18 protein-coding genes, 1 pseudogene and 1 riboswitch are annotated in these 19,219 nt (G+C 67.4%); of the genes and pseudogenes, 5 read left to right on the top strand and 14 right to left on the bottom strand.

Annotation, left to right across the window (positions count from 1 at the left end; translation table 11 throughout):
* The first annotated feature begins 57 nt into the window (after positions 1-57).
* Positions 58-930, top strand: a complete 873-nt coding sequence (locus tag HBF32_RS18175) for a UDP-2,3-diacylglucosamine diphosphatase (protein WP_166701215.1) — start codon at positions 58-60, stop codon at positions 928-930.
* A gap of 70 nt (positions 931-1,000) precedes the next feature.
* Positions 1,001-1,909: a Grx4 family monothiol glutaredoxin gene (gene grxD, locus HBF32_RS18170; protein WP_166701214.1), complete on the top strand. Its 909-nt coding sequence runs from the start codon at positions 1,001-1,003 to the stop codon at positions 1,907-1,909.
* 209 nt (positions 1,910-2,118) lie between these two features.
* Here grxD and HBF32_RS18165 read toward each other — a convergent pair whose 3' ends face one another.
* The 14 genes and pseudogenes from HBF32_RS18165 to HBF32_RS18100 form a co-directional block, all read right to left on the bottom strand.
* Positions 2,119-3,213: an N-acetylmuramoyl-L-alanine amidase family protein gene (locus tag HBF32_RS18165; protein WP_166701213.1), complete on the bottom strand. Its 1,095-nt coding sequence runs from the start codon at positions 3,211-3,213 to the stop codon at positions 2,119-2,121.
* Positions 3,095-3,625 carry a hypothetical protein gene (locus HBF32_RS18160; protein ID WP_166701212.1) on the bottom strand — a complete coding sequence of 177 codons (531 nt, stop codon included), beginning with the start codon at positions 3,623-3,625 and terminating at the stop codon, positions 3,095-3,097. Before HBF32_RS18160 ends, HBF32_RS18165 begins: the two co-directional genes overlap by 119 nt.
* Before the next feature lie 273 nt (positions 3,626-3,898).
* Entirely contained in the window at positions 3,899-4,621 is a 723-nt protein-coding gene (locus tag HBF32_RS18155; RefSeq protein ID WP_166701302.1) for an adenosylcobinamide-GDP ribazoletransferase, read from the bottom strand.
* Entirely contained in the window at positions 4,618-5,187 is a 570-nt protein-coding gene (locus HBF32_RS18150) for a histidine phosphatase family protein (RefSeq protein ID WP_166701211.1), read from the bottom strand. Before HBF32_RS18150 ends, HBF32_RS18155 begins: the two co-directional genes overlap by 4 nt.
* A complete protein-coding gene (gene cobT / locus HBF32_RS18145; protein WP_166701210.1) occupies positions 5,184-6,227 on the bottom strand; it encodes a nicotinate-nucleotide--dimethylbenzimidazole phosphoribosyltransferase in 1,044 nt (347 codons plus the stop codon). The genes HBF32_RS18150 and cobT overlap by 4 nt, the downstream gene beginning before the upstream one ends.
* Complete coding sequence (gene cobU, locus HBF32_RS18140) at positions 6,224-6,745, bottom strand: bifunctional adenosylcobinamide kinase/adenosylcobinamide-phosphate guanylyltransferase (RefSeq protein WP_166701209.1); 522 nt, start codon at positions 6,743-6,745, stop codon at positions 6,224-6,226. Before cobU ends, cobT begins: the two co-directional genes overlap by 4 nt.
* Positions 6,739-8,205, bottom strand: coding sequence for a cobyric acid synthase (locus tag HBF32_RS18135; protein ID WP_166701208.1), 1,467 nt, complete (start codon positions 8,203-8,205; stop codon positions 6,739-6,741). The genes cobU and HBF32_RS18135 overlap by 7 nt, the downstream gene beginning before the upstream one ends.
* Complete coding sequence (locus tag HBF32_RS18130; protein WP_166701207.1) at positions 8,202-9,281, bottom strand: threonine-phosphate decarboxylase; 1,080 nt, start codon at positions 9,279-9,281, stop codon at positions 8,202-8,204. The genes HBF32_RS18135 and HBF32_RS18130 overlap by 4 nt, the downstream gene beginning before the upstream one ends.
* Positions 9,274-10,182, bottom strand: a complete 909-nt coding sequence (cbiB, locus tag HBF32_RS18125) for an adenosylcobinamide-phosphate synthase CbiB (RefSeq protein WP_166701206.1) — start codon at positions 10,180-10,182, stop codon at positions 9,274-9,276. Before cbiB ends, HBF32_RS18130 begins: the two co-directional genes overlap by 8 nt.
* Complete coding sequence (locus HBF32_RS18120; protein WP_166701205.1) at positions 10,179-11,468, bottom strand: cobyrinic acid a,c-diamide synthase CobB; 1,290 nt, start codon at positions 11,466-11,468, stop codon at positions 10,179-10,181. The genes cbiB and HBF32_RS18120 overlap by 4 nt, the downstream gene beginning before the upstream one ends.
* The gene (gene cobO / locus HBF32_RS18115) at positions 11,465-12,067 is read right to left on the bottom strand and encodes a cob(I)yrinic acid a,c-diamide adenosyltransferase (protein ID WP_166701301.1); all 603 of its coding nucleotides are present in this window, start codon (positions 12,065-12,067) and stop codon (positions 11,465-11,467) included. The genes HBF32_RS18120 and cobO overlap by 4 nt, the downstream gene beginning before the upstream one ends.
* A gap of 23 nt (positions 12,068-12,090) precedes the next feature.
* Entirely contained in the window at positions 12,091-12,672 is a 582-nt protein-coding gene (locus HBF32_RS18110) for a hypothetical protein (protein WP_240148058.1), read from the bottom strand.
* Positions 12,673-12,699: 27 nt separating this feature from the next.
* Positions 12,700-14,616, bottom strand: coding sequence for a TonB-dependent vitamin B12 receptor (gene btuB, locus HBF32_RS18105; protein WP_166701300.1), 1,917 nt, complete (start codon positions 14,614-14,616; stop codon positions 12,700-12,702).
* A gap of 78 nt (positions 14,617-14,694) precedes the next feature.
* Positions 14,695-14,924, bottom strand: a riboswitch (cobalamin riboswitch).
* A pseudogene (locus HBF32_RS18100) lies at positions 14,921-16,024 on the bottom strand (acyltransferase family protein); the annotation flags it as partial. Its footprint overlaps the riboswitch before it by 4 nt.
* Before the next feature lie 147 nt (positions 16,025-16,171).
* Here HBF32_RS18100 and HBF32_RS18095 point away from each other — a divergent pair.
* From HBF32_RS18095 to HBF32_RS19665, 3 genes are all read left to right on the top strand, one after another.
* The gene (locus HBF32_RS18095) at positions 16,172-16,972 is read left to right on the top strand and encodes an SAM-dependent methyltransferase (RefSeq protein WP_338039829.1); all 801 of its coding nucleotides are present in this window, start codon (positions 16,172-16,174) and stop codon (positions 16,970-16,972) included.
* Between the two features lie 97 nt (positions 16,973-17,069).
* Complete coding sequence (locus HBF32_RS18090) at positions 17,070-17,336, top strand: hypothetical protein (RefSeq protein ID WP_166701204.1); 267 nt, start codon at positions 17,070-17,072, stop codon at positions 17,334-17,336.
* A gap of 13 nt (positions 17,337-17,349) precedes the next feature.
* Positions 17,350-19,179: a diguanylate cyclase gene (locus HBF32_RS19665; protein WP_166701203.1), complete on the top strand. Its 1,830-nt coding sequence runs from the start codon at positions 17,350-17,352 to the stop codon at positions 19,177-19,179.
* Positions 19,180-19,219: the final 40 nt, after the last annotated feature.

The raw sequence follows: 19,219 nt of genomic DNA, 5'->3' as shown, positions 1-19,219 counted from the left end.
CCGGTTACCTCCCGGCCCGAGACTGGCGACCCGGGACAACCCCCGGGAACCGATGCCATGGCGAAGCTCACCTGCCGCAGCGCCTTCATCTCCGACGTGCACCTCGGCACGCCCGATTGCAAGGCCGCCTACCTCCTCGACTTCCTTCGTGGGCTCGACTGCGAACGGCTCTACCTTGTCGGCGACATCGTCGACCTGGAAGCACTGGCGAAGCGCCACTGGTGGCATGCCGACCACACCGCCGTGCTGGCCGAACTCGTCGCGATCGCCGGGCGCGGCATCGAGGTCGTCTACATCCCGGGGAACCACGATTTCCAGATGCGCGGCCTCGTGGGCACCAGCATCGCGGGCATCCGCGTCGAACTGGACGCCATCCACGAAGGGGCCGACGGCCGCCGCTACCGGGTGAGCCACGGCGACGAATTCGATCCCGAGCACGTCGGCCGGCGCTGGATCGCCTGGCTGGGCGATACGCTGCACCGCTTCATCTGCTGGGCGAACCGGCGCGTGCACGCGGTGCGCTCGCGCCTGGAACTTCCCTACCTGCCGCTGTCGATCATCCTGAAGTCGCATGTCGGCGCCGCGCTGGCGTATATCCGAGACTACGAGCAGCGCGTAGCGCGCGACGCCCGCGAGCGCGGGCTCGACGGTCACATCTGCGGGCACATCCATTTCGGCCACGTGCGGCCGATGGAGGGCATCCTCTACCTGAACGACGGCGACTGGGTGGAGCACTGCACGGCCCTGGTCGAGGATTTCACCGGCGCGATGGAACTGATCCACTGGACCGACCGGGTGACGCCGCTCGGCCGCGCGAGCCGGGAGACCGTCCTGCCCTCGCCGGAAGCCGTGCTGGGCTTCGCCCCGCTGGCGGACTGCCGGGCGGACCTGTCCGGCCTGCGCGGTGCCGAGGTGTCGATAGCGGGTTGAAACGGACCGGAACGGGCCCATGTGCGAGGGATGCCGGTAAAATGGCCCCTTTCCCTCCCGCGGTGACCCCATGGCCCTCGATACACCCACCCGCGAGCGCATCGAATCCCTCCTCGGCCAGCACGACGTCGTGCTGTTCATGAAGGGCACGCGCCAGCAGCCGATGTGCGGATTCTCCGCCGCGGCGATCAATACCCTGAACGACGTGGTTCCCACCTACCACACGGTGAACGTGCTGGAAGACCCGGAGATCCGCGAGGGCATCAAGGAATTCGGCCAGTGGCCCACCATTCCCCAGCTCTATGTGAAGGGCGAGCTGGTGGGCGGATCGGACATCATCCGGCAGATGTACACCAGCGGTGAGCTCTACACCCTCTTCGGCGCTCCCGCGCCGGATCGCACGCCGCCGGAGATCACCATCACCGAGAAGGCCGCCGAGGCCATCCGTGGCGGCATGGCGAATGCGCAGGGCATGGCCCTCCACCTGGAGATCGGTCCCGACCACAGCGCCGGCTTCCAGCTCGCCCCGGCCGGCGACCACGACATCGTCACCGTCGCCAGCGGCATCGAGGTGCACTTCGATCCCGGTAGCGCCGCGCGCGCGAAGGGCATCGTGATCGACTGGGTGTCCACCGTGCAGGGCGAAGGTCTCAGCCTCAAGTTCCCGGGCGCCGTCGAGATCGGATCGCTCAGCGTGCAGGAACTGAAGGCCAAGCTCGACGCCGGCGATGTGGTGCTCGTCGACACCCGCCCCGCGCACAACCGCGCGACCGTCGCACCGATCGGCGGCGCGCGCATCCTCGAGAACGAAGGCTACGAAGGTCTGGCCCAGCTACCGAAGGACACGCCGATCGCCTTCATCTGCAATGTGGGCGTGTCCAGCCGCGCCGCGGCCGAGCGCTTCGCGGCGCACGGCTTCACGCAGCTGTTCAATGTCGAAGGCGGCATGGATGCGTGGATGCGCGAGGTCGGCGCTTGAGTCACCTTTAGTAACCGTTGTAGGAGCCGCTATAGCGGCGAGAAGCCAACAAAGCGATGAAGCGGCGGCGCCAGCCTTGTCTGGTAATGCCGCCATGACGGCGTGGTAGGACCGGCAATGTGATCGCGAGGTTTCCTCGCCGCTATAGCGGCTCCTACAATAGCAATCAGCGCGTGTTGTCCTGACAAGGATCGTCTTTTATTTCAGCTTTACGGCTCAGGCTTCGGATGGCAAGTGATTGAGACTTCTATGGGTTCTGCTTCCACCCCCGAAAAGTCGCGTGCCGTCAATTCGATTAACTCGACGCGTGCCTCGTCACACCGATATGCGAGCTTGATCTCTGCCATTTCATCAGGATTATCCGCCAACTCATAGTCAACTGCGCAGCGCCTTGCACAGTTCTTTCGGGAAGCCTGGATCGCTAAAGGGAAGTCTGGAAATCCCTGCGCGGATACGGGTATCACGACGTTATCGTCGACCATCCCTTCGGCTCGGACCGGAGCGTCGATCTTCAAGGGAAGACATTTCTCGCCGGCCTCAAACAACCGATAGCCTTTTGCTACGCCGGCCATCGAATGCCCCATGAAGAAGATGTCTTTCAAAGCTGCCGCATCTTCAGCGTTGGTGTGAAACCCTACCTCGACAATTACCGATGGCATTGCGGCAAGTCGATTCTCGCCGTGATTGCCCGGCGTCGAAGCTGAGTCGATGGGAAAGTCCTTGTATTGATCCAAGGAGTGAATCGACTCTCGCATGTAGCAGAGAATCATCGAGCCCAACCGCGAGGATTCGGCGCTAGCCATGTGGTGGAACACCCTTGTTCCCCTCGCAGATGGATTATCGGAAGCGTTTGTGTGAATGTGCACAAGTGCTCCTGCGCCAACCTCATTGGCATAGAGCGGCCGGCTTCTTATATCTTCGTCGCGCTCGCGGAGGCTGTCGGAACTATCCGGAAGCGAGTGCCAGATGTCGGGGCGCTCCGGCAGCTTATCCGCGATTTGATATCTTGCGGCTACCATGTGATATGGCTGACCACTTGGTTGGTGACCGGCAAACCTCGCCTCCCTTATCCAACCCGCTGAGATGTTGTGAGGAAGAAGCTTCCCATAGAGCATAGTGGCGTACTGTGTAGTTATTTCGTCCTCTAATATGCCGTTGTAAATCTCTCGCTGAGGACGCCAATCCTTATATCCGTGGTGGTAGTAATATCCATGTCCAGCCCCAATCAGAACCGCTGGTCCATCGCTCCTTACCTGCTCGGTCGGTCGTTCCCTCGGGCGATCGCTCGGGAACCAAAGGTACATCTCCTTCCCCCCCAAACCGCCATTCGAGTCCCTTGAATCCCGGGATATCCTTAACCAGAGGCCATATCGCTTCCTGAACGTCGGATTCCAGATCCTCAACCCTTCCATATCCGGATACTGGCCCTAGCCTTTCATCCATATCCATGATCAGCCTGTTCGATACCACGTCGAATTCCGACCTGATATGAATTGGCAGTGGATCGTCTTCGAAGTACGGCTTTCGGTTCGCTACCTCGTTGGCTATGCCGTCAATCCGCCGCTCTAGCGTTTCCTTAGCCTCAGCGGTGAGTTCCGTACTGACGTGATCTGACGCGAAATTGATGGGCGCATGACATGCGACCGTTATAGCGAACAGAAGTGCAAAGGTTGCTTTCCTCGCACTTCTTGTTCTCTTCCTCTTGATCGATGACATCTGTCTTCCTCCTTTTCGTTCGGCTCATCTGAAGCTCATGGAAGGGCACGAACGGCGCACCTTGCATGGCGCGTCCAAGCTAGCCGGTGGCTTCCTGCTCGACTGCGCGAAAATTCTGAAAAATCTGACGCATTTCGCCACGAGTAGACGAAGGCGGCATGGATGCGTGGATGCGCGAGGTTGGCGCTTGAACTAACCGTTGTAGTAGCCGCTATAGCGGCGAGGGCAATCTTGCGAGGATGTCGCGAGGTTTCCTCGCCGCTATAGCGGCTCCTACAACGTGACGACCAGCACCACGACGGTGACTGCTTCCACCAGTTCCACCAGCGCACCGGCCGTGTCGCCGGTGAAGCCGCCGAGGCGGTGGATCACGGCGCGGCGCCATAGCCAGCCGGCGACGAACGCCGCGGCCAGGGCAATCAGCCCGGTCATGCCGAAGCACAGTGCCAGCCCCGTGCTCGCGGCGAGCGCCACACGGCACCCGCTCGCCGGCGCGCCGCGCAGCGGATCGCCAAGCCCACCCGTACGCACATAAGGCGTCGTCAGGAACCACGCGACGATGGCGGCGCGACCGAGCAGCGGCGGCAGCAACAGCAGCCATGGGTCGGCGAGCGTGGCGAGCGCGGCGAATTTCAGCAGCAGCAACAGCACCAATGCGACGATCCCGGCGGGACCGCTGCGGGGATCCTTCATGATCGCCAGCGTCCGGTCGCGGCTGCCCATCCCGCCAATCCAGGCGTCCGCACTGTCGCCGAGGCCATCGAGGTGCAAGGCACCGGTCAACGCGACCCACACGACGAGGACGATCGCGGCGGCAGGCAGGACCGGAAACACCCGGAGCAGCCACCCCATCGCGCAGGCGAGCAATACGCCGAGTACCAGCCCGACCAGTGGATACCACTTCAGCGACGCCGCCTGCGTGCCGGGCAGCACGGCGACGCGCGGCACCGGCAAGCGGGTGAGAAAGCCGAGAGCGGTCGCCAGGCCACGCATCAGGGCGCAGCCGTCACCGGATGGGACACGATCGCAGGCCATGCGATCGCGTGCAGCGACGCATGCGGCACGTCGATGCCCGCCATGTCGCCGAAGCCGCGACCCTCGCTCACGCAGCGCAGGAGGCGTATCGCGCCGCCGTGGGTCACGACGAGGACACGCGCATCCGCGGCTTCGGCGGCGACATCGTCGAGTGCCGACGAGAGACGCGAGAAGAAGGCATCGAAAGATTCCCCCCGCGGCGGCGGATGCGCCACGGGATCGCTCCAGAACCGTCCCAGCGCATCGCCCTCGGTTTCCGCGAGGGTCTCGATCGGCACGCCCTGCCAGTTCCCGAAGTGGTATTCGGCGAGACGCGCATCGATGCGCAATGGCAGTCCCCGCCGCTCCGCCAGTTCGGTGGCGAATGCGGCGCAACGCGTCAGCGACGACGACACCACGCGATCCCAGGCCTGCCCCTCCACGGCGTCGCGCAACTGGCGCCAACCGAGTTCGGAGAGCGGATCGTCCAGCTGTCCGCGGTAGCTGCGCTGGCCGGTGTCGCCGTGACGAAGCAGATGGATGCTCATGCGTCGGACACGCCGGCTTCGGCGAAAGTCGCCATCGAGCCATGCAAGGCGCAGGCGAGCCGCAGCAGCGGAACGGCCACGGCCGCACCGCTCGCTTCGCCGAGACGAAGGTGCAGGTCGAGCAGGGGCTCCGCCGCGAGTTCATCGAGCACGCGCGTATGTCCTCTCTCCCGCGAGCGGTGTGCGAAAAGAAGCCATGGCCGCACGTCGGGGCGCAGCGCCACGGCGGCGAGCGCCGCCACGCTGGCGATGAAACCGTCGACCAGTACGGGCATCCCGCGCTGGGCCGCCGCGACGAACGCGCCGGCGAGCGCCGCGATCTCGAAGCCACCGAGCCGGCGCAGCCGCTCGCGAGGCGTCATGGCATCCGCGTGCGTTTGCAGCGCACGGGCGATCACGCGGGTCTTGTGCGCCACGCCCTTCGCGTCCAGGCCCGTGCCTGCCCCGGTCAGCACGTCCGGCGTCTCGCCAAGCAGTGCGCACGCGAGGGCGCTGGCGGACGTGGTATTGCCGATGCCCATCTCACCGCCGATGTAGATATCCGTGCCCGCGGCGATGGCGCTTCCCACGCTCGCGACACCCGCGGCCAGCGCCGCGTCGAGCTGGATATCGGTCATCGCGTCGCCGGTGCTGAAGTTCGCCGTCGAGGCCGCGATCACATGGCGGCGCACGCCGGCGATCTCGCCCGGATCGTTCACCGTGCCGAGGTTCACGACTTCCAGGGTGGCGCGAAGTTCGCGCGCGAGCACGGCAATGGCCGCGCCGCCCTGCGCGAAGTTGCGCAGCATCTCTCCCGTCACCGCTTGGGGAAAGGCCGAGATGCCTTCCGCCGCCACACCGTGGTCCGCGGCGAATACGGCGATGTGCACGCGATCGGCCCGCGGCCGCGCGGCGGCCTGGAGTCCCGCGAGCTGGATGGCGAGCGCTTCGAGCCGCCCGAGCGAACCTTGCGGTTTCGTGAGCGTGGCCTGCCGCGTCGCGGCGGCATCGGCGGCGGCGCGGTCCGGTACGCGGCAGGGGGCCGCGAGCCAGTCGTTCATGGAAGTGTTCCTTTCAGGATCAGGGGGAGGCCCGCGGCGACGAAGACGACGCGGTCGCACCGTTGTGCGAGGGTCTGGTGGAGGCGCCCGGCTTCGTCGACGAAGCGGCGCGTGAGTTCGCCGAGGGGCGTGATGCCCAGGCCGACTTCGTTGCTGACGAAGACGATATCGCCCGGCAGCATGGACACCGTATCGAGGAACGCCTCGCGTTCCGCCGCGAAGCGGGAACCTTCCGCCAGGCCGAGGAGGTTGGACAGCCAGAGCGTGAGGCAATCGACAAGGACGAATCGGGATTCGCGCGCATGCCGGCGCAAGGTGTCCGCCAGCGCCAGGGGTTCCTCCACGCAGAGCCACTCCGTGGGACGCCGTTCGCGATGGTGCGCGATGCGCGAAGCCATTTCGCCGTCCAGTGCCTGTGCCGTCGCGACGTAGGCCACCTCGCGACCGCTGTCGATGGCGAGGCGTTCGGCCAGGGCGCTCTTGCCCGAGCGTGCGCCGCCGAGGATGAGGGTCAGCATGACGGCAGTCCGAAGAGCGAGGCGAGGGCAGCGGTGTCCATGTGCGCGTCGACGGCATCGGCGAGACGGTCGAGCGTGGCCTCGCGCAGCGCATGGATGTCCAGCGGCGCCGGCCCGGCGAGGCCCGCCCCGCCGAGCAGGGCGGCAAGCGCTTCGGGACGATCGAAGAGACCATGCAGGTAGGTTCCGACGACGCGCCCGTCCGCGGAACGCGCGCCGTCGTCGCGACCGTCCTCCAGGCGGACCGCAGGCCGCGACATCCCGTGGCCTTCGCTTATCCCGCAGTGGATTTCATAGCCCGACACCGGCGCGTCGCTTCCCGCGAGTCGACCCCGCACGTTATGCAGCTGCTTCGCGGGTGCCAGCGTCGTCTCGAGATCGAGCAGGCCGAGGCCCTCGCTCGATCCCTGCGGTCCTTCGATCCCTTCCGGGTCGTGCACGGCACGGCCGAGCATCTGCATGCCGCCGCAGATACCGATCACGCTCCCGCCGTAGCGCACGTGACGGAGGATCGCTTCATCCCATCCCTGTGCGCGCAGCCATGCGAGATCGGCGCGCGTGGACTTCGAGCCCGGGATCACCACGAGGTCGCAGGCGGGGAAGGTTTCGCCCGGTCCCACGAAGAGGCATTCCACCTCCGGATGCAGGCGCAGCGGATCGAGGTCGGTGTGGTTGCTGATCCGCGGGAGGGCCGGTACGGCCACGCGAAGGCGCGCGGCGGCCTTCCTCTCGTTGTCCCGCGGAAGCGCATCCTCCGCCTCGATAGCCAGCCCGTGCAGGTACGGCAGCACGCCGAGCACCGGTTTGCCCGTGTGCCGTTCGAGCCAGTCGAGGCCGGGTTGCAGCAGCGCGATGTCGCCGCGGAAGCGATTCACGACGAAACCGGCGACGCGCGCGCGTTCGCTTTCCGACAGCAGCGCCAGCGTGCCTACGAAATGAGCGAAGACACCGCCGCGGTCGATGTCGGCCACGAGAATCACGGGACAGTCGACGGCCTCGGCGTAGCCCATGTTGGCGATGTCGCGATCGCGCAGGTTGATTTCGGCCGGGCTTCCGGCGCCTTCGACGACCAGCGCGGCGTATGCCGCGACAAGGCGTTCGTGCGAGGCGAGCACGGCCTCCATCGCCACGCGCTTGTACGCGTGGTAGCCGACGGCATCCATGTTGCCGACCGGGCGGCCATGGACGATCACCTGCGCGCCGGTATCGCTGTTCGGTTTCAGCAGCACGGGGTTGAAGTCGGTATGCGGCGGCACGCCCGCGGCCTGGGCCTGCACGGCCTGCGCGCGACCGATCTCGCCGCCGTCGACGGTCACGGCGGAATTGAGCGCCATGTTCTGCGGCTTGAAAGGTGCGACGGCAACGCCGCGACGCCACAGCCAACGGCACAATGCGGCCACCACCGTGCTCTTGCCGGCATCGGACGTGCACCCCTGGACCATGACGACATGCGCGCTCATGCGAGCACCCTGGCCAGGGCATCGTCCAGGCGCGCAAAACCATCCTCGTCGCCCGGCAGGCCGAAGCGCAGCGCTTGCGGCGTGTCGAAATGACGGACGAGGATCGCGCGCTCCGCCAACGCGCGGTGCAGTGCGCGCGCAGCGGGATGCACGCAATACTGGAAGAACTCGCACCCACCGGACGGCGGGAGGCCATGCTTCGTCAGGAGGGCTGCCAGTCTCGACGACGCCACACGCAGCCACTCGCGCGCCGACGCGTGCCATGCGCGGTCCGCAAATGCCTGTGCCACGACGTAACGCGTGGGCCCGGTCAGCGTCCACGGGCCGAGCGCTTCGGCCAATGCATCAAGCAACTCCGGCCATGCGACGACGAAGCCGGCCCGCGCACCCGCAAGTCCGAAGAACTTTCCGACCGAGCGGAGGATGACGAGGCCTTCGCTTGCGTAGGGCGCGAGGCTCCGCTCCGGATGGGCGTCGATGAATGCTTCGTCTACAACAAGCCACGGGCCATCGTACCGGACCGCTCTTGTAGGAGCCGCCATGGCGGCGAGGGAATCCGGCCTCGATGCTTCGGCGCTCAATGGGTCTCTCGCCGTCATAGCGGCTCCTACAGGGTCGATCAGCGCGTGCAAGGTCGAGACGGCTTCGATTTCGGGGCAACCGCCCGTCGGATTGTTTGGGCGGATCAGGACGACGACGTCGAATTCATTGGCGCGCACGAGCAAGTCGTCCATCGGCATCGTCGTAACATCGTGCCCGGCCCGCCGCCACGCATGCGCATGTTCGGCATACCCGGGATCGACGATCGCCACGCGCGACGGCGGGCGCAGCCGCGGCAGCGCGGCGATGGCCGCTTGCGAACCTGCGACGGGCAGCAGGTGATGGCTGCCGTAATATGCACGCGCGGTTTCCAGCAATCCGTCGTCGTCCTCCGGCAGGCGATGCCATGCCGACGGCGGGACCGGCGGCACGGGCCATGCGTAGGGGCTCACCCCGGTCGACAGGTCCAGCCACGCCTCGCGCGGAATGCCGTACTCGCGCGCCGCGCGGCCAAGGCGTCCGCCGTGCTCAAGCATGGGCCGCCGCTCCACCGAGAAACATGACGACGAGCCAGGCGACGACACCGCGGTCCACGAGGCCCAGGGCACGAACGATGGTGCCGGCGCCGGGCGGATCGCCTTCGCCGAGGTCGGGTCGTTCCTCCCACCGGCCGTGGTACGGCGCGGCACCGCCCAGGCGCACGCCCAGCGCGCCCGCACCGGCGGTCATCACGGGCCCGGCATTGGGACTGTCCCAGGTGGGCGCCTGCGTGCGCCAGCAACGCATGGCTCTCGCGGCATGGCCCACGGCGGCGTACGTCAGCGCCGTGAGCCTTGCCGGAAGGTAACCGAGCGCATCGTCCGCCCGCGCCGCGGCCCAGCCGAAGCGCTCGTAGCGCGGCGTGCGGTAACCCCACATCGCATCCAGCGTATTCGCCAGGCGGAACAGCAGCGCGCCGGGCGCGCCGAGCACGGCGAACCAGAACATCGCGCCGAACACGGCATCGTGCCCATTCTCCAGCACGGATTCCGTGGCGGCCACCGCCACCCGGGTCTCATCCAGTGCCTGCGTGTCGCGGCTCACCATGCGGCCTACCGCGATGCGCGCGCGGTCGATATCGCCGCCGCGCAAAGCGCATGCCACCGGCCGCGCATGTTCGCCGAGGCTGCGCCGGCCCAGCGCGAGGTATGCCACGAGGACGTCCACGAAGAAAACGGCCGCCGCTGGCAGCGCCGCGCGCAGCAGGCAGAGCAGCGCGACGGGCACGAGCACGGCGATACACCAGGCGGCGACGCCGGCGACCCGCGCATCCGCGTGGAGACGGGCTTCCAACGCGGCCGCGAAACGACCGAAGCCAACCAGCGGATGGAAGCGGCGCGGCTCCCCGAGGACCGCATCCAGCAGCAACGCCGCCACCATCGCCAGTGCCGTCGTCATGGGAGGAACAGGCGCGCCGCCGTGCCGGGATTCGACGGAAAGTAGAAGTGCACGAAGCTCGCCGTCATCCGGCCGCGGCGATACACGCTCTCCGCCGTGGGGCCGCCATGCGGGTTGCCCGCGACCGCGATGGGTTCGGCCTCCACGTTCGCCTGCGCGTAGTGGAACGAATGACCGCGCAGCGTGCCTTCGGGCAGCCGCACGTCCTGCATGCCGAGCGCGGCGAGCCGCGGCTGCACGACCGCGCGACCGGGCAGCAGGCCCGCCATCGGCGCTTCGCGCCCGTCGCGATCGGCGAGGCGATCCAGCGCATAGAGCAGGCCGCCGCACTCGGCGAGCAGGGGGCGAGCCGCATCGACGTGCGCCCGCAGGTCGCGTCGCAGTCCCGCGTGGGCGGAAAGCGCATCGAGGTGCAGCTCGGGATAGCCGCCGGGCAGCCAGACCGCGTCGCACGGAGGGAGTGCCTCGCCCGCGACGGGCGAAAAGAAGGAAAGCGCCGCGCCGGCCGCGCGCAGCATGTCGAGGTTCGCGGGATAGATGAAAGCGAACGCGGCATCGCGCGCGATGGCGATGCGCACGCCGTCGAGGCGAGGTTCGGTCACGGTGGCCGCCGGTGCGGCGAACGCGACCGCCGGCGGAAGGTCCACGACACCCTGCGCAAGCCAGGCATCGGCGAGGGCATCCAGCCGCCCTTCGATGTCGGCCAGTTCGCCCGCGGCAACGAGGCCGAGGTGGCGCTCCGGGAGGGTCATCGCCGCGTCGCGCGGCAAGCTGCCATACCACTGCAGACCGGGGGGCAGGCTGTCGCGCAGCAGCCCCGCGTGATACGCGCTGCCGACGCGGTTGGCGAGCACCCCGCCCAGCGACAGGCCCGGCCGGTAGGTCGCCAGTCCATGCGCCAGCGCACCGAAGGTCTGTGCCATGGCGCTGCCATCGATCACCGCCATGACCGGCAGGCCATACGCGATGGCGAGGTCCGCGCTGGATGGCGAACCGTCGAACAGACCCATCACGCCTTCGACGAGGATCAGGTCCGCCTCGCCGGCGGCCTCGTACAGGCGCCCGCGCACGTCGTCGTCGCCACCCATCCAGGGATCGAGCTGGTAGACCGGCGCGCCGCTGGCCCGCTCGAGGATCATCGGATCGAGGAAGTCGGGCCCGGTCTTGAACACGCGCACACGCCGGCCCCGTCGGGTGTGCGCCCTGGCGAGCGCCGCGGTCACGCTGGTCTTGCCCTGCCCCGAGGCCGGCGCGGAAACCAGCAGCGCGGGACAGCGCCGGCTCATAGCTCCACGCCCTTCTGCGCGCGGATGCCCGCCTGGTAGGCGTGTTTCACCACGCGCATCTCGGTGACCGTGTCGGCGACCGCGACGAGCGCGTCGGGAGCGCCGCGGCCGGTCACGACGACGTGCTGCCTTTCCGGGCGCGCGACCAGCGCCTGGAGCACGCGCTCCAACGGGACGTAGTTTTTCACCAGCGCGATATTCAGTTCGTCCAGGAGGATGAAGTCGTAGGACGGATCGCGCAGCATGCGCTCCGCTTCTTCCCAGGCGGCCGTCGCCGCGGCGATATCGCGGGCCTTGTCCTGGGTTTCCCAGGTGTAGCCCTCGCCCATCACGTGGTAGTCCAGCGGGCCGTCCTCGAACATGCGGAAAAACGCCTCCTCGCCGGTGGAGAAACTGCCCTTGATGAACTGCACCACGCCACAGCGGAAACCATGCCCGAGCGACCTCGCCAGCATACCGAAGCCAGACGAACTCTTGCCTTTCCCGTTACCGGTGTTCACCACCAGCACGCCGCGATCGATGGTGGCGCGCGCGATGCGCCGGTCGATCAGTTCCTTCTTGCGGCGCATGCGGTCGCGGTGACGGGCCTCCTCGTCCATGGCCTGCCACGACGTGGTGTCGTTCATGCCCGCGCGGTCCGATCGTCGGCGGCACGCGGCACGAAGCGGAACACCAGCGCCTGCACCACCTGCGCGGCCAGGACGTAGCCCGCCGCGGCGCGGACGAACAGCGGTGCCCACTGGAAGAAGCGCTGCACGTACTGGGTCATGTTCGGGTCCGTATAGCGTCCGCCGAGCCAGTAGAAGGCACCGTTGGACACGGCGTACGACAGCGTCGCGCCGACCAGCAGGCTGCCGAAGACCAGCGCATGCGAGGCCAGGGAACCGTTGTAGCGCGGTGCGGCCAGGCGACCCGCGTACCAAAGCACCGCATATGCCAGCGGCATGAACGAATACGCCATGGTGATGCAGAAATCGCTCACGCCCGCATAGGTCACCGAGTACCAGTCCACCAACACCGAGAGGACGACGAAGCCGACGAAGGCGAGGTGCTTGCGCAGGTAGATGCCACCGAGGAAGAACAATGCCATCGACGCGTCCGGCAGATGCAGGGCATCGCCAAAGTGGTTGAAGCGCGTGGCGATCATGAGGATCGCGAACAAGGCGGCGACGGCGGCGAACAGGGGGCGTGACAAGGGTTTCATCGCGGAATCTCCCAGGGATTGGACGGATCAGGAACGCGGCTGGTAGCGCAGCGTGAGCAGCCAGTTGCGGCCGGGCTGGTTGAAGTAGCGGGCGGTTTCGTAATGACGGTCGAACACGTTGTTCGCCGACAGCTCGACCTTCCACGCATCGGCGAAGGCATAGGCCGCGCGCAGGTCGGTGAGCGCATAGCCGCCGAGGCGGTTGGCGTTCGCGGTGTCGTCGTAGCGATAACCGGAGCCCGACACGCTCGCGCCGACGCTCAGCGCGCCGAAGCCGCGGTCGACATCGAGGTGCGCCGTGCGACGCGCCCGGCGCGGCAGCAGGTTGCCGTGCGTGGGGCCGTCGCCATCGTCTTCCGGCTGGAGCCACGTGGCGTTGCCGGAGACACGCCAGTCGCCGAAAGTGGTGTCCGCCGCCAGTTCCACGCCGCGGATGCGCGAACGCGCGATGTTGTTCGCGCCGCCGAAGGGGAACAGCGGGCCGCTGAGGCTGGCATCGAAGACGATCAGGTTATCGATCTTGTTCTGGAACGCATTGAGCGACCAATTGCCCCAAGCGGGCGTGCCGCGCAGGCCCAGCTCCCAGTTCCGCGAAGTTTCCGGACCGAGACCGGGATTGCCGTAGTCGGGGTAGTAGAGATCGTTGAACGTGGGTGCCTTGAACGCGGTGCCGTAGCTGCCGGTGACCCGCAGTTCCTTCGTCAGCGCGTAGCCGTACTGAAGGCTGCCGGTGGTCTTGCCGCCGAACTGGCTGTTCTCGTCGCGGCGCAGGCTTCCCTGCACGGAGCTGTCGCCGAATTCGCCCTGCCACTGGGCGAACAACGCATGGTTGCGGCGGGCATCCACGAGGTAATCGGTATTGCCGACGACGCGATCGCGCTGCCAGTCGAAGCCCAGCGTGGTGAGGCCGGCGCCAGCGGAGACCCGGCCGATATCCGCCTGCACGGACGCGAGGTCGCGATGCGTGTTGAACGTGTCGGCGTAGACGCCGTTCTCCTCATCGGTGGAGAGGTCTTCGCTGCGACCGACGTTCGCCGTGACAAGCACGTCCTTCGCCGGCTTGTAGCGCACGCGGCCGCCAAGCACCTGGGTCGCCGATTCGGCGAAGTTGCTGCTGGTGCCGTCGTAATGGTTGCGGCCTTCCGTGCGCGTGGCGCTGGCGTCCGCGTCCCACTGTTCGTCGAAGCGCCAGCCGCCCTTCAGCGACAGCGCGTTGTTGCGGTAACCGTCCTTGTCCGGCTCATAGGTGAAGCACCCGCCACCGCCCGGGCTGGGCTTGCCGCGACAGGCATTGATGCCGTCGGTCTGGTCGTGGCTGGCTTCCACCGAATACCAGCCCTGCGTGCCGCGGCCGGCGAAACCGGCGGAACCGCGCAAGGTGTCGTAACTGCCCACGCCCACGGAGACGTTCGGGACAAAGGCGCCTTCGGGATGGCGGGTGAAGATCTGGATGACGCCGCCGAGGGCGTCGGAGCCGTACAGGCTCGAATACGGGCCGCGCACGATCTCGATGCGCTCGATCTGATCGACCGGGATGTCCTGGAAGGCGGCGGTGCCCGAGGTGACCGAGCCCACCTTCACGCTGTCCACCAGCACGAGGACGTGGTCGGCTTCGGTGCCGCGCATGAAGACGGATGTGGCCTTGCCCGGGCCGCCATTGTTGGCGATGGATACGCCGGGCGTGCGGCCCAGCAAGTCGGCCAGCGAGCGCGGCTGCAGGCGTTCGATCTCGGTGCGGTCGATCACGGTGGAGGCGGCCAGGACCTGGCCGGCCGACTGTTCGGTGCGGCTGGCAGTGACCACGACCGTGTCGAGGTCGGAGGAAGGCTCGTCGGCGAAGGATACGACGGGCGCGAGGAAGGCCGTCGCGATGGCGACCGCGAGGGTGGAGGAACGAAACGACACGTGGTGACTCCCTGCTGACCGCGCCAACCCGCGCGGCATGAATGGCGAGGGACGGGAACAGGGATGCGGGATTGCCGGCGGCTTGGCGCGACGGCCACCCACGACATGGCCCTCCGCCTGTCCGGTGTACCTCGGGCCGGTCTCCGGGCTCGCGAGCGCAGGAATGTCCTGCCGGTCGGCGCCTTCCCATGCCTGCTGGCACAGTGGCTCGTTGCCGACCTTTTGCTCGCCTACCGTTGCGGGGGCAGCTCCGGAATGGCGGCGGCGTGGAGACCGCGCGCGTCACCGGATTCCCGTTTCAATCCGCGGCGTGTACGCCTTGGATCACCTTGGGCGGCGACAGTGTAGCCGAAGCGGAGGCGCGACGGTCACGCCAGCGCAGGAAGGGACGCTCGACGAGATAGTGGAGCAAGGCGCCGCCGGCGAGGGTGGCGACGGCGAAAAGGCCGAAGCGCAGGAAACGATGGTCCGCCAGATGGCCGTCCAGACTCCTCTCCATGAAGGCGAAGACGAGCTTGTGGCTCAGGTACAAGCTATACGAGGCGCGTGCCAGCCAGCCGGCACCGGGAATCTCCAGGCGCGCCAGCCAGGTGGACCCGCTGGCTGCGGCGACGAATGCGGCCATGGCCAGCGAGAGCAGCGGATAGCCGATCACGCAGGGCCAGAAAGCCATGCGGGCGCCGTCGAACAGGGCGAGCGACAGGCCGAGCACGAACAGGCCGCTGACCAGCAGCGATCCGGCGCGCGCGCGCATCCAGTCCATGGTCGCCGGCCGGTACACGCGACAGGCGGCGAGGGCGACGCCCGCCACGAGGCCGTCGAGGCGCGACCACGTGGGGTAATAGAGGTGACGCAGGTACGCGAGGCCGGCATTGCCGCCGGCGTCGCGTACCGGTGCCAGCATGTGCGTCCAGAGCCACGCGCGAAGGACGATGCCGCCAAGCACCACGACACCGCAGGCAGCCGCCAGCTTCCAGGCCGCCGGACGGCGGGTGAGCGCGAAGGCCAGGAACGGGAATACGAGGTAGAAGTGTTCCTCGACGCATAACGACCACACGTGCGAGAACGCGTAGTTGTCGCTGGCGTCGAACAGCAGGTTGAAGGTGAAGGTCGGGAACTGCCACCACGGCTGCATGCCCGGGGTTTCGCGCCAGGCCGGCAGGAAGGCATAGATGGCGAACACCACGAGGAACGCCGGCAGGATGCGTACGCTTCGGCGCCGGTAGAAGTCCGCGACATCGATACCGCCTGTGGCCTTCAGCGACGTCAGGACCTGCGAACCGATGAGGTAGCCGCTCAGCACGAAGAACAAGTCCACGCCCATCCACCCGGAACGCTCCAGCCAGCCGAAGCCTTCGCCGAGACCGCCGACATAGACGCTGTGGAACAGCATCACCCAGACGATCGCGATGGCGCGAAGCGTATCCAGTCCCGGCGTCCTTTGCATCGGCGGCTCCCCTTTGTCGGCGAAGGGATGCTGGGGCACGGGTGAGGCGAGGCGAGGTGCCATGTGTGGCAGTTTTCGGGCGCAGGAGTCGCTGGGTTCCTGCCTTCGCAGGAACGACGGCTATGATGGCGCCATCGGAACGGGGGGATGCGAATGACGGAAGGGGCGCGGGGGTCGCTTGCATGCGTGGGCCTTGGCATGACGCTCGGATCGCATCTGACGCCGCTGGCGCGCAGCCACATCGTTTCGGCCGACGTGGTCTTCGTCGGCGTTTCCGACGGCCTCGTCGAACAGTGGGTGCGGCGGATGCACGCCGACGTCCGCAGCCTGCAGGCCTTCTACACCGACGGTAAGGCGCGCCGGGCCACGTATCGCGAGATGGTCGAGGCCATGCTCGCCGAGGTGCGTGCCGGGCGGCGGGTCTGCGGCGTGTTCTACGGCCACCCCGGCGTCTTCGCGCAGGCCCCGCACGAGGCCGTGGTGCGCGCACGGGAGGAAGGCTTCGTGGCGACCATGGAACCAGGGGTGTCCTCGGAAGATTGCCTCTATGCCGATCTCGGTCTCGACCCGGGCAGGTTCGGCTGCCAGCACTTCGAGGCGACACAGTTCATGCTCCACCGTCGCATGGTCGACACCTCGGCATGGCTGCTGTTGTGGCAGGTGGGCATTGCCGGCGACCTCGGCGGCGGGCGGTTCGATACCGATGCCGCGCGCCTCGGTGTGCTCGTGGACGTATTGGTGCGCCACTATCCCCTGCGCCACGAGGCGATCGTCTACCGTGCGGCGACCCTCCCCTTCCAGGCGCCGCGCATCGAACGCATGCCACTGTCCGCCCTGCCGGAGGCGACCCTCGGCATGTCCGACACGCTGGCGATACCACCGTGCCGTGCCATGGAAGCCGATCCCGCCATCCGCGGCCGGCTCGCCGCGCTTGCCGGCGAATCCTGAACGAAACGCCTTCACCGACACCCTTGCCCGGCGCGTTATGATCGGCGGGCGCGCGGCCACCTGGGGAGGTGTCCGGTGCCATCAAACAGGGGAAATCATGTCGAACGTTATCGATTTTCTGGAGCGCATGGGCGCAGACGCCACGCTGCGTACCGCAGGCGCCGACGCGCTAGCCCACGAACTCGCCGCCTCCGCGGTCGACGCCGACCTGACGGCTGCGATCCTCGCCGGGGACGACACCGTCCTGCGCGACCGGCTCGCGCCGGGCACGTTCTACGGCATCCAGCTCGACCAGGAAGAGGAAAAGGAAGAGGAAAGCGAGGACGACGAAACCGCCATCCGCATCGCGCGGCGCCAGGCATAAGGCGTTCCGGCAGGTGGGCACCGCAGGTCGCATCTTCCGCCGCTGCAGGCCGGCGATCGCGCTGTTCGCCCTGGCGGCCCATGCCGGCACCGTCCTCGCCCAGCTCGCGCCGGGCGAGGACGCGACCGCGACCCTCGCCTGGGCCGATGCCAACAAGACATCCGACCATCGCGACTTCCTCGAGACGCTCACCCGCCTGGGCAACGACTCGGGAAAGCTCACCGCGGCACAGCTCGCCCACCTGCGCTACCTGGAAGCCTGGCAGGTGGCTTATGCCGGCGATTACGACGACGCGGCCCCGCTCCTCGAGGCCGTCGTCGGCGGTTCGCCCGACAAGGTGCTGCGGTTCCGCGCCACCGCCACGCTGATCAACATCCTGGGCATCGCGCATCGCTACCAGGAGGCCTTTTCGCGGCTCACCGAGCTCACCGACATGCTCCCCGGGATCACCGATCCACAGGCACGCCTGCAAGGTCTCGGCGAGGCGGCGCAGATGCTCGCGACCGCGGGCCAGTACGAGCTTGCCGCCGATTATGCCGAACGCATGATCCAGAGCACGCCTACCGGCGACAGTGCCTGTAAGGGCACCTTCATCAAGCTCCATGCGCTCTACCTGGGCAAGAAGATCGATGGAAGCGACGCGCGCTACACGAAGGGTATCGCCGATTGCGAAGCGGCCGACGAGAACCTGATCGCCAACTCGCTGCGCGCCGACGTGGCCGAGACCGCGATCCACGATCGTCGCCCGCACGATGCCATCGACCTGCTGGAGAAGCGCTATCCAGCCGTGCTGCGCGACAGTTACCCCAGCCTCATTTCACAGGTGGAGTCGTTGCTTGCGCAGGCCTACTGGGACGCGGGCAACGCCGAAGCGGCGGGCAAGTACGCGAATGCCGCCGTGAAGAGCGCGCCGGGAGGGGACGCCTCCGAACCGCTCGCCGCCGCGTTGCGCACGTTGTACCTGATCGCGCGCGAACGCGGCGATTTCCAGACGGCGATGCGGTGGCTCGAACGCTATATGCAGGCCGACAAGGGCTACCTGGACGATGTGAGCGCACGCGCCCTCGCCTACCAGATGGTGAAGCAGCAGGTGGTTTCCAGCCACATGGAAGCCGATGCCCTGGATCGCCAGAACCAGATCCTGCACCTGCAGCGCGAAGTCGACCGGCGCGCCATGGAAACCAGCCGCCTGTATATCGTGCTGTTGCTCACCGTGCTGGCCACCATCGCCCTGTGGCTGGTGCGCACCAAGCGCTCGCAGCTGCGCTTCATGCGCATGGCCCGCCGCGACAGCCTCACCGGCATCTGCAACCGCCAGCACTTCGTCGAACGCGCACAGCAGGCGCTGCTCGCCGCGCAGAAGGCCGGCAGGCCCTCTTGCCTGATCCTCTTCGATCTCGACCACTTCAAACTGGTGAACGACACGTACGGGCATTCGGAAGGCGACTGGGTGCTGCTGCGCGTCGTCGCCGAATGCCGCGACCACCTGCTCCAGGAAGACGTGTTCGGGCGCCTCGGCGGCGAGGAGTTCGCCATCCTTCTTCCCGGCACCGACGAAGCGAAGGGTAGCGAACGCGCGGAGGCGATTCGCGGCGCCATCGCCGCGCCTCCCCCCGACGGTCCTTCCAGTGCACACGTGACGGCGAGCTTCGGCGTCGCATGCACGGCACTTCATGGCGTCGAACTCGATCGCCTGCTGATCGTCGCCGACGAGGCACTCTATCGGGCCAAGGAGGCAGGACGCGACCGGGTCGTGGTCGCGACATCCACGGAGCCCGTTCCCGCCAAGGAGACGCCTATGCCGGTGGCGCCCTCGCCCCATCTGCGCATGGCACGCCCCTGACGGGCCTGGGAGTATCTCCCGCCCGAGCGGGAGACACCTT

Source organism: Luteibacter yeojuensis (assembly GCF_011742875.1).
In the GTDB taxonomy this organism is placed as follows: Bacteria; Pseudomonadota; Gammaproteobacteria; order Xanthomonadales; family Rhodanobacteraceae; genus Luteibacter; species Luteibacter yeojuensis.
This window is presented reverse-complemented; position numbering and strand designations above follow the sequence as displayed.

What these genes read in the sequence shown, in the direction of transcription:
- HBF32_RS18175 (WP_166701215.1), top strand. Translation starts at nt 58, where the DNA reads ATGGCGAAGCTCACCTGCCGCAGCGCCTTCATCTCCGACGTGCACCTC.
- grxD (WP_166701214.1), top strand. Translation starts at nt 1,001, where the DNA reads ATGGCCCTCGATACACCCACCCGCGAGCGCATCGAATCCCTCCTCGGC.
- HBF32_RS18165 (WP_166701213.1), bottom strand. Translation starts at nt 3,213, where the DNA reads ATGTACCTTTGGTTCCCGAGCGATCGCCCGAGGGAACGACCGACCGAG.
- HBF32_RS18160 (WP_166701212.1), bottom strand. Translation starts at nt 3,625, where the DNA reads ATGTCATCGATCAAGAGGAAGAGAACAAGAAGTGCGAGGAAAGCAACC.
- HBF32_RS18150 (WP_166701211.1), bottom strand. Translation starts at nt 5,187, where the DNA reads ATGAGCATCCATCTGCTTCGTCACGGCGACACCGGCCAGCGCAGCTAC.
- cobT (WP_166701210.1), bottom strand. Translation starts at nt 6,227, where the DNA reads ATGAACGACTGGCTCGCGGCCCCCTGCCGCGTACCGGACCGCGCCGCC.
- cobU (WP_166701209.1), bottom strand. Translation starts at nt 6,745, where the DNA reads ATGCTGACCCTCATCCTCGGCGGCGCACGCTCGGGCAAGAGCGCCCTG.
- HBF32_RS18135 (WP_166701208.1), bottom strand. Translation starts at nt 8,205, where the DNA reads ATGAGCGCGCATGTCGTCATGGTCCAGGGGTGCACGTCCGATGCCGGC.
- HBF32_RS18130 (WP_166701207.1), bottom strand. Translation starts at nt 9,281, where the DNA reads ATGCTTGAGCACGGCGGACGCCTTGGCCGCGCGGCGCGCGAGTACGGC.
- cbiB (WP_166701206.1), bottom strand. Translation starts at nt 10,182, where the DNA reads ATGACGACGGCACTGGCGATGGTGGCGGCGTTGCTGCTGGATGCGGTC.
- HBF32_RS18120 (WP_166701205.1), bottom strand. Translation starts at nt 11,468, where the DNA reads ATGAGCCGGCGCTGTCCCGCGCTGCTGGTTTCCGCGCCGGCCTCGGGG.
- cobO (WP_166701301.1), bottom strand. Translation starts at nt 12,067, where the DNA reads ATGGACGAGGAGGCCCGTCACCGCGACCGCATGCGCCGCAAGAAGGAA.
- HBF32_RS18110 (WP_240148058.1), bottom strand. Translation starts at nt 12,672, where the DNA reads ATGAAACCCTTGTCACGCCCCCTGTTCGCCGCCGTCGCCGCCTTGTTC.
- btuB (WP_166701300.1), bottom strand. Translation starts at nt 14,616, where the DNA reads ATGCCGCGCGGGTTGGCGCGGTCAGCAGGGAGTCACCACGTGTCGTTT.
- HBF32_RS18095 (WP_338039829.1), top strand. Translation starts at nt 16,172, where the DNA reads ATGCGAATGACGGAAGGGGCGCGGGGGTCGCTTGCATGCGTGGGCCTT.
- HBF32_RS18090 (WP_166701204.1), top strand. Translation starts at nt 17,070, where the DNA reads ATGTCGAACGTTATCGATTTTCTGGAGCGCATGGGCGCAGACGCCACG.